The 13,178-nt window shown below is 58.6% G+C and carries 12 protein-coding genes and 2 pseudogenes; 6 read left to right on the plus strand and 8 right to left on the minus strand.

The features are described from left to right. Positions 1-2 precede the first annotated feature (2 nt). The 6 genes and pseudogenes from MUN79_RS19220 to MUN79_RS30230 form a co-directional block, all read right to left on the minus strand. The gene (locus MUN79_RS19220) at positions 3-461 is read right to left on the minus strand and encodes a hypothetical protein (RefSeq protein ID WP_244674222.1); all 459 of its coding nucleotides are present in this window, start codon (positions 459-461) and stop codon (positions 3-5) included. A 209-nt stretch (positions 462-670) separates the two neighbouring features. Next, positions 671-1,087, minus strand: coding sequence for a hypothetical protein (locus MUN79_RS19225; protein WP_244674223.1), 417 nt, complete (start codon positions 1,085-1,087; stop codon positions 671-673). A gap of 164 nt (positions 1,088-1,251) precedes the next feature. Continuing rightward, positions 1,252-2,772: an exonuclease domain-containing protein gene (locus tag MUN79_RS19230; protein WP_244674224.1), complete on the minus strand. Its 1,521-nt coding sequence runs from the start codon at positions 2,770-2,772 to the stop codon at positions 1,252-1,254. A gap of 165 nt (positions 2,773-2,937) precedes the next feature. Next, entirely contained in the window at positions 2,938-3,408 is a 471-nt protein-coding gene (locus tag MUN79_RS19235; RefSeq protein ID WP_244674225.1) for a ferritin-like domain-containing protein, read from the minus strand. Positions 3,409-3,623: 215 nt separating this feature from the next. After that, positions 3,624-4,199, minus strand: a complete 576-nt coding sequence (locus tag MUN79_RS30225) for an AI-2E family transporter (protein ID WP_262922904.1) — start codon at positions 4,197-4,199, stop codon at positions 3,624-3,626. A gap of 77 nt (positions 4,200-4,276) precedes the next feature. Beyond that, positions 4,277-4,810, minus strand: a pseudogene (locus MUN79_RS30230) (AI-2E family transporter); the annotation flags it as partial. Positions 4,811-5,006: 196 nt separating this feature from the next. On the opposite strand from MUN79_RS30230, the gene MUN79_RS19245 reads away from it, so the two are divergent. The 3 genes from MUN79_RS19245 to MUN79_RS19255 all read left to right on the plus strand — a co-directional run bounded on the left by MUN79_RS19245 (position 5,007) and on the right by MUN79_RS19255 (position 9,773). Next, positions 5,007-6,932, plus strand: coding sequence for a DNA topoisomerase IV subunit B (locus MUN79_RS19245; RefSeq protein WP_244674226.1), 1,926 nt, complete (start codon positions 5,007-5,009; stop codon positions 6,930-6,932). Between the two features lie 197 nt (positions 6,933-7,129). Then, on the plus strand, positions 7,130-8,242 hold the full coding sequence (locus tag MUN79_RS19250) for an autotransporter outer membrane beta-barrel domain-containing protein (RefSeq protein ID WP_244674227.1): 1,113 nt from the start codon (positions 7,130-7,132) through the stop codon (positions 8,240-8,242). A gap of 310 nt (positions 8,243-8,552) precedes the next feature. Next, positions 8,553-9,773, plus strand: a complete 1,221-nt coding sequence (locus MUN79_RS19255) for a T9SS type A sorting domain-containing protein (RefSeq protein ID WP_244674228.1) — start codon at positions 8,553-8,555, stop codon at positions 9,771-9,773. 98 nt (positions 9,774-9,871) lie between these two features. Here the strand turns inward: MUN79_RS19255 and MUN79_RS30235 are convergent, their stop codons facing one another. Further along, positions 9,872-9,994 (minus strand): hypothetical protein, encoded by a 123-nt coding sequence (locus tag MUN79_RS30235; RefSeq protein ID WP_262922905.1) that lies wholly within the window; start codon positions 9,992-9,994, stop codon positions 9,872-9,874. Positions 9,995-10,669: 675 nt separating this feature from the next. On the opposite strand from MUN79_RS30235, the gene MUN79_RS19260 reads away from it, so the two are divergent. The 3 genes from MUN79_RS19260 to MUN79_RS19270 all read left to right on the plus strand — a co-directional run bounded on the left by MUN79_RS19260 (position 10,670) and on the right by MUN79_RS19270 (position 11,984). Continuing rightward, on the plus strand, positions 10,670-10,996 hold the full coding sequence (locus tag MUN79_RS19260) for a hypothetical protein (RefSeq protein ID WP_244674229.1): 327 nt from the start codon (positions 10,670-10,672) through the stop codon (positions 10,994-10,996). After that, positions 10,993-11,424, plus strand: coding sequence for a hypothetical protein (locus MUN79_RS19265; RefSeq protein ID WP_244674230.1), 432 nt, complete (start codon positions 10,993-10,995; stop codon positions 11,422-11,424). Before MUN79_RS19260 ends, MUN79_RS19265 begins: the two co-directional genes overlap by 4 nt. A gap of 365 nt (positions 11,425-11,789) precedes the next feature. Then, complete coding sequence (locus tag MUN79_RS19270; RefSeq protein ID WP_244674231.1) at positions 11,790-11,984, plus strand: hypothetical protein; 195 nt, start codon at positions 11,790-11,792, stop codon at positions 11,982-11,984. Between the two features lie 223 nt (positions 11,985-12,207). Here MUN79_RS19270 and MUN79_RS19275 read toward each other — a convergent pair. Then, positions 12,208-13,127, minus strand: a pseudogene (locus tag MUN79_RS19275) (pirin family protein). Positions 13,128-13,178 lie beyond the last annotated feature (51 nt).

Genomic DNA, 13,178 nt, shown 5'->3' on the forward strand with positions numbered 1-13,178 from the left:
GGCTAAGCAACCTGTCCTCCCGAGTGGCAGGGGGTATCGGTGTCGCAAAGCCAGTCTTCGGCCGCCTGGTCGTCTTCAAAGTAGCGCACGGTAAGCGGCTTCTCAGTTAGCCGCTGCACAATCTGCCGGGTACTTTGCTGATTGAGCACATCATAGGCCTGCACAATGGCACAATACCGGTAGCCAGCCTCCTGAATAGCGCGCGGAGCCCAGGTTTCCACCAGCCATTGCTGTTCGGTGGGCAGTAGAGGCGGCATCATCTGGTGGTCAGTCAGAACCTTACAGAGCCTTCTACTGAGCAAGAGGGCCAGCACTTGTTCGTACACGGCTCGTAGGGAAGCACTGGTAATCGGGACCGGGTTCCAGTCGATGCGGGCGTAGCCGTGGGCATGTTCCACCACGGTGGCCAACTCATTATGGTAATACAAGGACGCGTTGGCAGGATACAGCAGATCAGCCATAGAAAAGAAGCTAAAGCAGGATAAGTAAGACGGATAGTGGCAATAGCTGTAATGGGGCGGGGCACTCAGAGCGGAGTTCTATAATACGGGTAATGGCGGCGGCTCGGCCGTACCGGACGAGTTTTATTACGTGTTGATTCGTTTATTATCAGTCGGAAAAAAGCCTTCCTAACAGGAGTACGGCCCGCAACTGCGGGGAGGCCAGGGGCTTAGGGCTGCAAGGCGTAGGCCGATGTCCGGACCCAAAACCGGGCCTCTTCTATGGTATGAAAGTACGCCGTACTCAGTGGGGCCAGCCCGTTGGCCTTGTGCATCACCCGCGTTACGCCCTGCCGGTTCAGCACGTCGTCCGACTCGACCACGGCCATGTGCAGGATGTCGAGCTGGGCAAACCGCGGAAACCAATCGGCGTTCAGCCATTCCTGGTCGAGCGGACGAATCACGCGCATGTGCTTGAGGTTGCCAATCCAGGCCCGCACGTGGTACTGCTGGGCCAGCGTCAGCCCGGTATTCATTCCCTGCCGTAGCTCGGCACTATTGGCAAAGTCCAGCCATTCCAGCTCCAGCGCATGGGCAAATCCGTCGTGGTGGATTTGCAGAAAAGGGGCGGTAAACAATGTTTGCATAGCAGAAACAGCTTACTGGACGAAAGGAGCGGGAAAACCCTCTGGGTCAATGAATATAGGTATACTCCTATCATAACCCAGGCTCGACAGTAAAAGATCCAACTGCTATACTAACAAGGCCCACCTCCGAAGGAAGCAGGCCCTGCAATTGCTAAAACGTTAGGCTACTTAAATACCTTGACTTTGTCTTTGTGCTTGGTGCGCAAGTATTGCCGGATGATCTGCTGCACATCCTTGTTGTCGTTATATCGGGTAATAACCTCTTTGAAGTCGTTGAGCTTACGGGCCGAAAACTCCGCGTCCACGTAGCCAAAGCCCAGGTAACGGCCGTGCTCCACCACTACCACAGTTTTCTCGTCCTCGCGCCGGCCCCGCCCAATAATCACGAAGGAGCCGTGTTCATAAGTAAAGCTCTCAATGGCCTCCTCCACGCGCTTATTGTACTCCTCGGCGGGCTCTAGGCCCAGGCAGGCCCCCTTGCAGCGGTGCACCTGGTAGTCGAAGCAGGAGCCGTTGGTTTTGTATAAGTCGCAGAGCTTCTGGCACAGGTTGAACTTGGCCACCTTGTGAAAGAGGAACCCTTTCGCCTTGTACTGATTGCCTAGGGCAATGAGTGGGTGCGACTCGGCGTGGTCATCGGCGCGGCCGTAGTAGAGGCGCTTGTATCCATTCTCGTCGGTACGCAAAAAGATGCCCGCCGGGAATACCGAGCGGCGCTGCTGCCGGTTATAAAGCGGCTTCATCCGCTTGATTTCCGACGACTCATACAGTAAGGCCACTAGTTCCGAGCCGGTCAACTCCCAGGTAATGTCGGAGATGCTGTTCTTGAACTCCAGCGACTTGCGCGACTTATAATCGACGGCGAAGTGCTGCTGAATCCGCTTGTAGATGTTGATGCTCTTGCCAACGTAGATAACCTCGCCCTGCTCGTTGTGAAAGTAGTATACACCCGCTTCCTGGGGCAGAGAGGCTACTTTCTCGGGCGTAATATTGGGCGGCAGCAAAGCCGTGCGAATGGCTTCCTGCACCGCTGCCACGCGCTTGGGACTGGGCTGCTTGGTCGTCACGCCCGCGGCAGTGGCCGCCGGCGCCGCAGCCGTCTTCTTTGGTCGGCCTGCCGGGGCCAGCGCGTCTACCGAGGCCAGGGTATCGGCCGCCGATACGGTGGGGTTGCGCAGGGCCTCGTCCTGCTGGCTTATTTTAAGCAGCCGGTCAAACAGAATAGCCGTGGCGGCCGCGTCGCCGGCGGCCCGGTGCCGGCCTTCCAGCGGAATCCCGATGTTCTGGCAGAGCTTACCCAGGCTGTAGCTCGGCTGCCCCGGAATCAGGGAGCGGCTCAGGCGCACCGTGCACAGGGTTTTGCGCGAGTAGTTGTAGCCCAGGTCGGCAAACTCCTTTTTCATAAAGGAGTAGTCGAAGCGCACGTTGTGGGCCACAAATACGCAGCCTTCGGTCAGCTCCACAATCTTGCGGGCTACCTCGTGAAACTTGGGCGCGTCGCGCACCATGTCGTCGGTAATGCCGGTAAGCTGGGTAATAAAGAAGGGAATGGGCCGACCCGGATTAACGAGCGTGCTGTACTGATCAACGACTTTGTCGCCGTCGTGAATAAAGATGGCTACTTCCGTGATGCGGTCCTGCGTGGGCTGTCCGCCGGTAGTTTCAAGGTCAATGATGGCGTACAAAAGCGGCGCGGATTCTGGTAGGAGAAGATACTAACACGATTACTAACAAAGATAGTACACGCGAAGGTTGCAAGCCGGGAAGTTTGCCGCTGCCAAAACCCGGCAAACACAAAAAAGCCCGACCAGATGGCCGGGCTTTTTATAAAATAGGTGCTGGACAAAAGCCTAGCGCTGGCCTTTCTGCTGGGTTACCCAGTTTTTGGCCGACAGGATTTCGCTGTGCTGCTGCTCGATAATAGTGCGGGCCTGGGCAGGAATTTCCTGCGACTTAAGCGCCGTTTCGTAGGCGGCCAGGGCCGTAGCGTCGCCGGTTTCGCACTCGCCCAGGATGGCTGAGTCGTCCTGGCCCGTGATAGCCGACTTAATGTTGATCCAGCCACGGTGTACGGCGGCGGCGGCATCGGCCACTACGCCTTCAATGGTGTTGCCGTCCTGTGGGTTGATGCCGATTTGCTGGGCCTGCTGGGTCAGCTGCGACACGAACTGGGAGCGCTGCTGGCTGAGCTCACTGAACTTCGACTTCAGATCGGGGCTGCTGACGCCTTCGGCGGCTTCCTGATAGCCTTTGGCGGCCGTCTTGTTGATTTCTACGAGGTCGTTATAAGCGCGGGCGGTTTCCGAGGTGATAGTTGCCATAAGACAAGAAAAGTTTTTAGGTGGAAATAAGAGTTCAGAACGCCAGCGGAGTGCCGCTGACTGAGCTTTTATACCCCTAACGCTACAGTAGGGTTACCCGGTTGAGCTTATAAAATTTAGTTTAGGGATTTCACAAGCAGAAACTTGGCCACGAAAAAGCCCTTGCCAGGTAGAGTTGGCAAGGGCAAAATCAGTAGGGAAGCAGCAGGACTAGATTAGCTGGCTTCCTTGGCTTTGCGGCCCATTACCCGCTGCCACCAGGTTAACTCCTTCTCGTTGCCGGGCTTGGTGGAATCCTCGCCCTCGGCCGTGTCGCCGAGCAGGAAGCCCCAGGGCTCGGTTACTTTGCTGGCATCGAGCACCACTTTGATAACGGCCATAATCGGGATGCTCAGAATCATGCCCGGCGTGCCCCACAGCTCGTTGCCCAGGATCAGGGCCAGGATGGCAGCCAGCGGGTTGATGCTCACCTGGGAGCCGGTAATCATGGGCGTAATGAAGTTGCCTTCCAGAAACTGCACGAACACGAACACGCCAATTACGCCCAGGGCCTGCAACGGGGAGCCGGTTTCGACCAGGGTAATCAACGCCGGCAGAGTGGCCCCAATCATAATGCCGATGTAGGGAATGACGGCCAGCACCGAGGCGAAAATGGCGAAGAAGATGGCAAATTTGACACCCAGCGCCACCAAGCCAATGCCATTGAGCACGGCCACGATGACAATAACCTTGAGCAAGCCTGAAATGTAGGCCTGCACCACGGTCTGAATGTTGTCGACGGTGTGCAGCACGTTGGTGCGCTTGTCGGGGTCACGAAGCGGAACATAAACTGGCGCAGGTGGTCCCGGTAAAGCAGCAAGCAGAAGATGTAAATCAGCACCTGGGCCAGGTTGCTTAAGGCCGAGGTGGTCGTGTTCAGCGTGGTGCCCAGGTAGGTGCCGCCCGACTTTTTCAGGGCCTTCACCGTCGATTCCTTTACTTCTTCTATGCTCATCGGCTTGTAGCCAAAGCGCTGGTGGGCCCATTCCTGGGCCTGGTTAAAAAAGTCCACGGTTTTGGTTTGCAGCTTCGGAATCTCGTCCTTGAACTGCGCCAGCTGGGAGCCAAATGCCATGATGATGCCCGCAAAAATGACGACGAGCAGCAGCAGGCACAGGATAATGGCCCAGACGCGGCCCAGGCCCTTGGACTCCAGCCACCGGCAGATAGGCAGCAGCAGCAAGGTAAATACGGCCGCAAAGGCTAAGGGCAGCAGGACGTCGTCCAGAACTTTGAGCGAGTATACCAGCAGCACGCCGGCCAGCAGCACAAAGGTGAACTGCACAATCGGGCGCTGCTTGACCTCGGGTTGGGGTTTATGACCCGACGGAGGCAAGTTATGTTGGGTAGCAGGAGGGAGCATAGTGCTAATGTGGTTGGAGGGGCGGGAGAAGTGAAAAAGGGAGTATGTGCGGGGAATGGCTTATTTTTGCGTGAACCTTCCCGCCGGTTTTTAGGTTGGAAGAAACGATTTTGCTAACTTGAGTAGCGAAAACAAAGCGCGGAAAACCTCAATTTTCTGCGTTATTTTACCTCAAATTTGATTTGCGAAAAGTACAATGGCTGACGAAGAACTACCCCTGGCTGCGATTCCCGACCACGGCTACACCGAGGACAGTATCCGCTCCCTGGACTGGCGCGAGCATATCCGGCTGCGCCCCGGCATGTACATCGGTAAGCTCGGCGACGGTTCTGCTTACGACGACGGCATTTATGTGTTGGTCAAGGAAGTTATTGATAACTCCATCGACGAGCACGTAATGGGCCACGGCCGCACCATCGACATCAAGATTTCCGACAGCCGGGTGCAGGTGCGCGACTACGGGCGCGGCATTCCGCTGGGCAAGGTGGTGGATGTGGTCAGTAAAATCAATACGGGCGGCAAATACGACTCGAAAGTCTTCCAAAAGTCTGTGGGCTTAAACGGGGTCGGTACCAAAGCGGTTAACGCCCTGAGCAATTACTTTCTGGTGCAGAGCGTGCGCGAGGGCCAGCTCAAATCGGCCGAGTTTGAGCGCGGCGTGCTCAAGCAGGACCCTAAGCCGGTGAAAACCAGCCAGCGTAACGGCACGCTGATGGTGTTCCAGCCCGACGACACGATTTTCAAGAACTACCGCTTCATCCCGGAGTACCTCGAAAACCAGATCTGGAACTACGTCTACCTCAACGCGGGGCTGACCATCAACTTCAACGGGCAGAAGTACTACTCCGAAAACGGCCTGCTCGACCTGCTTTCCCGCAAGGCCGACGCCGAAAGCCTGCGTTACCCCATCATCCACCTCAAAGCCCCCGACATTGAGCTGGCCATGACCCACGGCAACGACTACGGCGAGGAGTACTACTCCTTTGTCAACGGGCAGTATACCACCCAGGGCGGTACGCACCTGGCAGCCTTCCGCGAGGCCGTGGTCAAGACCGTGCGGGAGCACTACAAGAAGGAGTACGACGCGGCCGACATTCGGGCCAGCATCGTGGCCGCTATTTCGGTGCGCGTGCAGGAGCCCGTGTTTGAGTCCCAGACCAAGACCAAGCTGGGCTCCATTAACATGGGCGAGGACGGACCCACGGTGCGCGGCTTTATCCTGGACTTTGTAAAGGAGCACCTCGACAACTACCTGCACAAGAACCCCGCGGCGGCCGAAGCCCTCAAAAAGCGCATCGAGCAGAGTGAGCGGGAGCGCAAGGACATGGCCGGCGTAAAAAAGCTGGCCAACCAGCGTGCCAAGAAAGCCAACCTGCACAACCGCAAGCTACGCGACTGCCGCTTCCACCTCGGCGAGGGCAAGCAGGAAGCCGAGGCCCTGACCACGCTCTTCATCACCGAGGGCGACTCGGCCTCGGGCTCCATCACCAAGAGCCGCAACGTGGAGACGGAAGCCGTATTCAGCTTGCGCGGCAAACCCCTGAACTGCTTCGGCCTCAAGAAGAAAATCGTGTACGAGAACGAGGAGCTCAACCTGCTCCAGCACGCTCTCAATATTGAGGAAGGCATCGAAAATCTGCGCTACAACCGCGTCGTCATCGCCACCGACGCCGACGTGGACGGCATGCACATTCGCCTGCTGCTGCTGACCTTCTTCCTGCAGTTTTTCCCCGACCTAGTACGCAATGGCCACGTGTTTATCCTGGAAACCCCGCTGTTCCGGGTGCGCAACAAGAAGACCACCATCTACTGCTACAACGAGCAGGAAAAGCAGGAGGCCATGCGCAAGCTGGGCCGCAACCCCGAAATCACCCGCTTCAAGGGCCTGGGCGAAATCAGCCCCGACGAGTTCGGTAAGTTCATCGGCGACAATATCAAGCTTGAGCCCGTCATTCTGCAGTCTGACCGCTCGATTCAGCAGGTGCTGACTTACTACATGGGCAAAAACACCCCCGCCCGCCAGGAATTTATCATCGACAACCTGCGTCTGGAAAAAGACCTGGTGACCTCCGACGTGCTGCCTGTAAGCGAAGTAGCCGAGGAAGACCTGGCCTTTGCATAACCGCTGCCTTGCGCTGGTAATCCAACCGCCCCCGTGCCGCCCGGCGCGGGGCGGTTTTGCTTTTTATTATTGAGTTATTCAGACCACTTCTCCGGCATACCTTTACGCTGGGCTTTCTGCCGCTTTTTATTTCGGCCCGCTTTCCTAGTCAGAAAGTAGTCCCGCGGTTCTCATCGACTGGTTTCATTTTCTGTTCTATGCAACACACTTACTCTCTGGCAGCCGGGCGCCGCGCCCGTGTGGTTCGCCCCTTCGTTTATCTGTTCTTACTGGCGGCCCTACTGCTGACCGGGCCCCGGTGGGGTTGGGCCCAGGCTCCTTCCATTAGTACGGTCCTGAATGCAGACGGTACCCTGCGCGACGGTGTGCAAGGCTCCTTTGATGCCAAAGGGTACGAACTCAGCACCGGTGCCGGAGGCCAGCCTGTACTGCGCCCCGGGGCTTCGGAGTGGAACGGGCTGGGCGGCGGGCCGGTAGGGCAGCAAAATGGAGTCACTGGCGTCGTAACGGCCATAGCAGTCAGCGGCAGCATCGTGTACGTTGCTGGGCAAATAAGCTCTGCAGGTGGGGTTGCCGTGAACAACATCGCCCAGTGGAACGGCACCACGTGGAGCGCCCTGGGTACGGGCGTAACCAATACCGTTAACGCCTTGGCCTTACAAGGTACTGACCTTTATGTAGGAGGCTCTTTCTCCACGGCCGGCGGAATAGCCGTCAGGCGGATAGCCAAATGGGACGGCACCTCGTGGAGCCGCTTGGGTACCAGCACTGCCTACGGCGTGACGGGCGGCGACGTATCGGCGCTGGCGGTAATTGGTAACAACGTATATGTAGGCGGCGACTTTACCCAGGCTGGCGGCGTGGCAGCCCCTAGCGTAGCTCGGTGGGATGGCACTGCGTGGAGTAGCCTGGGTACGGGTATTACTAGTGCTACTGGAGCCAGTGGCAGAGTACATGCCTTTGCCACCAATGGCAACCGGTTATACGTCGGTGGTTTTTTCGCTACTGCGGGGGGAATTGCCGCCAACTCCGTGGCCCAGTGGGATGGTGCCGGCTGGAGCAGCCTGGGTGCCGGGGCTGCCAATGGCGTCGATTTATCCGTTGATGCCCTGCTCATGCATAACAACACTCTCTACGTAGGCGGTAACTTCACAACTGCTGGTGCCCAGCCTTCGCCAGGTTTGGCCCGGTGGGACGGTAGCGCCTGGAGCAGGGTAGGCACGGCTGAAGCTGATGGGTCCGGCGGGGAAGTCTGGTCATTGGCCCTCAACGGTACCACCCTCTACGTAGGGGGCTGTTTAGCTCGGTAGCAGGAGTACGAGCCGATAATATAGCTCAATGGAACGGCACTGCCTGGAATAGTGTCGGAACGGGCACTTCAACCGGAGCAAGCACCGGAAACGGAGTGAGTGCCCTGTTCGTGAGTGGTAATATACTCTATGCGGGGGCGCCTCCTCAACGGCCGGTGGAAGTGCGGCCAGCAATGTTGCTCAGTGGGACGGTACGAATTGGGGCAGCTTGGGTGCGGGCGCGCCGAATGGGACCAATGGGAGCGTCCACGCTTTTGCCATCAGTGGCAACACAGTCTATGTAGGGGGTAGTTTTACGGCCGCTGGGGGAGTGCCCGCCAATAACATTGCCAAGTGGGATGGCTCCACCTGGAGCGCCCTGGGCACGGGGGCTGCCAATGGCGTCAGAAGTAATGGAACATTTGGGTCGTTCGGCGTCGTCAATGCGCTAGCCCTGAACGGCTCCGACCTATACGCGGGCGGGGTTTTCTTTATGGCCGGCTCGGTACCGGCCAACTACGTCGCCAAGTGGGATGGTACGCGCTGGAGCAATCTGGGCGCGGGAATAGATCAGTTGTCAACCAATACGGTGTTGGCTCTGGCCGTGATAGGTAATACCCTGTACGCCGGCGGCCGCTTTTACTCAGCAGGTGGAGTGGCGGCCAGAAGTATTGCCCAGTGGGACGGAAGCCGCTGGAGCGGCCTGGGCTCGGGCGTAAACTACGGACAGCTTGAAACCGTCCATGTGCTGTTGCCCAGTGGGAGCACGCTGTACGTGGGCGGCGGTTTCACGTCCATCGGTGGCGTTATCGCCAATTCTATTGCCCGCTGGGATGGTACGAACTGGAGCAGCATGGGCGCGGGCACCAATTCGAGTACTGTACAGGCATTGGCGCTCAGCGGTAATAAGCTGTATGCAAGTGGAAGTTTCTCTGTGATGGATGGCGTGACGGTCAACTCTATTGCGCAGTGGGATGGTACCCGCTGGAGTAGCTTAGGCACTGGTTCGGTAATCGGGGCGCCCAGCCAAGGTATCTACAGCCTCGCCGTGAACGGTAACACGCTATATGTAGGGGGCACCTTCGCCCAGATTGGCGGAGTAGCGGCTAGCCGGATAGCCAAGTGGGACGGCACCAGTTGGAGTAGTGTAGGTACGGGTATGGGAGCATACAATCAAACGTCAAGCTACTCGGTCAATGAGCTGGCAATGAGTGGTGGCGTCCTGTACATAGGGGGCAGCTTTACCAAAGCAGGTGATGTAGGCGCTAATTACGTGGCTTCCTACCTTCCAGGGGCCGGCCCGCTTTCCACTACTGCATCTACTACCCTGGCCCCGCTGGCGCTCTACCCCAACCCCACCCAGCAGACCGCTACTCTGGCCGGCGCCCGGCCCGGCGCCCCCGTCCAGGTCGTCGACGTGCTGGGCCGCCCGGTGCTTACCACTGCCGCCGATGCCACCGGTACGGCCCGGCTGCAGTTGCCCGCTACCCTGCGGGCCGGCGTGTATTTGGTGCGCAGCGGTACCCAAACCACGCGCCTAATCGTTAACTAAGCGGCCTCTTTCCAACCTTTCAACGCACAAGACCGCCCCATCTGGCCGAAGCTGGGTGGGGCGGTTTTGTTGCTGGGTGCACCGGCAGGAGGTGCGCGTCAGGCCTGGGGTGCAGGCTTGATGGGTGGCGTAGCGGAGCCCGCTGCGGGCGGCGCGTCATAAATCACGTAGTCCTGGTGCTTACTCACATCAGTTTGCACGAAGGCACGAACTTTCGACACCTTACCGCGTGCCTTTTACACGTTAGCGCAAGCAATTGTCTGGCCGCAAAAGGAAGGGGTAGGGCTTGGGAGGCGTCTGAAATGAGCCAGGAGGGAAGCGGAGCGGGAGCTGGAGCGAACGGGCCCAGGTAGTAGGCCCTACCAGATGCTGGTTGAGTTCGTGAGTCAGGTACTGAACCTGGGGCTGCCTCGCCCTCGGTAGCAGCCCCGGAAAACACGCGGGCTGCATCGGCTGCCGGGTGGCTGGTGGGCCGAAGAAAAAAGGGCTTGGCTACAAGCGGATAAAATGCTAAACGCCTGATTAGTACCGTGAATAGGGGTGTTGGTGTACTAAAATTAGAGAAGGTAAAGACGACGACTATCTTTCCACCATCAAATTATTCTATCCCCGGTGGCCCTGCTGCCGGACTCTTTATTTCGGCAGCGGTTGTTTCATTCCCGCTTGCGTTATCCGGGCCAGCAGTCTTTTCGGCCCCGCCCCCGGGCCCCCCGCCTCACCCCAATGCTAGCTTGGGTCGGGAGGAGGGCCACACCCGGGCGGGACAGTCGTAAGGACCTCACCGGCCCCGGACGATGCCCGGCGCGCATAGCGACACTGACTGTCACAGGGAGTTATAAGCCCTCCGATAGCCCTTGGTAAGTGGAGGAGGCGTTACACCTTTATTCATTACTGTCATGAAAAAGCTATTTTCCTTCTTCTTTGCCTTTGTTGCCCTGGCTTTGCTGACCATCTCGTGCAGCAAAGAAAACCAGGAGGTTGCTCCCAAAACTGCCAAGGCTACGCACAATTCCTCTGCCTACGACTATGTAGGTGAGCAGCACAACGCCGGCCTCGACTTTTACCTGGAGCGCGCCGATTTCAAGAACAAGATTGGCGAAATAGAGCCCCAGACGATTGTCTTCGGCGAAACCATCGGCTACAACCGCGAGGAATCGGCTAAGATCCTGAGCGACCCCCGGGTGGCCGAAATCATCTACAGCAAAGCCCCGAGGAGGCCTTGAGTGCCTATTACCAGAAACACGGCCAGTTCCAGGAACTGAAGTATTTCGAGCAGATGCGCGCCGCCCTGTCGGCCCAGTCGGCCAATGCCGATGAGGCCGTTGCCAAGCTCACCGAGATTGAGCGCGCCGTAGAGTCCGACAAGTCGCTGGAGCCCGAGAGCCAAATCGCCCTACTGCAAGGTCTGTCGGTGGGCAAGCACAGCGCTCAGTACTGGTATGCCCAGGTTCAGCTGGGTGGTAAGTCGCCCTGGATTATCAAAAACACGACGGCCACTGGCGGTACTACTACGGCTGCTAAGATTAACTGGTGGAAAGTAGGCCTGTCGGACCTGGTCGGTGGCCTCGCGGGTGCGGGCGGTGGCCCCACGGGTGTGATAATCGGCGGCCTGGGGGCCTCGCTCCAAAGCGTTATCGATCAGTTGCCTTAGTAGTCACTGCCAGAGTAACTACCGGTACGGGCCCGGCCAGGAGTCCTGTCCGGGCCCCAGCTAGCACCGCCACCCCATTCAGCAGCCCTGGAAGCTCCAGCGCCACTGAGTGGGGTGGTTGGTTGTGCGGAGTGCTTCAGCTGTAGGAGTAGTCCTGAGCTACTGAACCATGCCCGGCGTCTGCCCGGCGTGAGACGACAGGAGTAAGATTCGTCGTCGGAAAAGGTGGGGTTCAACGCCAAATCGTTGAGGTTCGTCCGAAGTGAATGACATCTTTATGCGATACCGCCGTATATCCTCCGCTTCGTTCTTTGTAGTACGTCCCGCCCAGTGCGGGGCTTCGCTCTTTTTCTACCCTCACACCTATGGCATCAACACTACCTACTTACGGCTCGGGAGACTCTCGCCACTCCGACAGTACGAATACCTCACCCTGGCGGCAGCGGGCAGCGGGTTGGCTCCTGCTGCTGATGTTGCTGGGCCTGCTCCTGACCAGCCGCCACCTCAAGGCCCAGACCTCGCCCGAGAGCCGGCCTACGTTCTTCTTTGGGCTTGGCTAGGCCAGGGAAGCCCCTTGCAATGAGTGCCGGGGCCTAATAACCGCTGTTCACCGGCCGCTTTCAGGAAACTGAAGGCGGCCGGTTTGCTTTTCAGCCCAACCTGAGTAAGCAAGTCGTCTGTCTCGTAACCGGGTAACATCATCCGCAAGACAGCCGGTAAGTTGGCCCCGACAAGTGCTGGCGGCTTAAGTGCTCGGCCCTTTTGGAAACGAAACCACAGTGCTTACGACAGCGGCTCGGGCGCGGCTGATGCCGAGGAGGCCGGCCGCGACTTATCCTGGGGCAGGGGCACAAACTCGTGGTTGTCGGTGGGGGCAGGGCAATGCGGCCGGCGGCCCAGTCGGCCTTGGCCTGCTCAATGCGCTCCTTGCGCGAGGACACGAAGTTCCACCAAATAAAGCGCGGGCCCAGTTGCTCGCCACCTAGGAGCATGAGCGTGGTGGCTTCGCGGGCAATGATAACTGGGTCCTGGCCCGGCGTGAACACCAGGAGCTGCCCGGCCGAGTAGAAGTGGCCGGCTACCTCTATCTGTCCTTTGGCCACGTAGGCCCCGCTTTCGGCATAGCCCTGGGGCAGGCCAAAGCGGGTGCCGGGCTGCAATACTACGTGCAGGTAAAACAGAGGCGAGTGGGTGCGCACGTCGTTGCGCAGGCCGTAGGCGTTGCCCGCAATCAGGCGCATCCACACGCCGGGCTCGGTGAAGATGGGCAGCTCGTGGGGCTGGTAGTTGGTAAACGTGGGGGCGGTTTCCTCGTCGGCTTCGGGCAGGGCCACCCAGGTTTGAATCATTTCCAACTGTCCGCCAGCCAGGGTAGCTGGGTCCTCAAACCGCTCGGAATGGGCAATGCCGCTGCCGGCCGTCATCCAGTTGACCTCGCCTGGCCGGATGATCTGCTCCACGCCCAGACTGTCGCGGTGCATCACTTGGCCGCCAAACAGGTAGCTTACCGTGCTCAGGCCGATATGAGGGTGGGGCAGCACGTCGAGGCTTTGCAGCTGGGCAGCCGGCACGCTCACCGGGCCAGCGTGGTCCATAAACACGAACGGGCCGACCATGCGCCGCTCCCGAAACGGTAGAATCCGCTTCACATCTAAGCCGGCGCTGATGGCAGCCTGGCGGGCAGTAATTACTAAGTCGAGCATGGGGCTAAGGCAGCTAAAGTGGCAGAAGTAGGGTCTGAGGCGCCCACAAGA

Source organism: Hymenobacter cellulosilyticus, from assembly GCF_022919215.1.
GTDB lineage: Bacteria > Bacteroidota > Bacteroidia > Cytophagales > Hymenobacteraceae > Hymenobacter > Hymenobacter cellulosilyticus.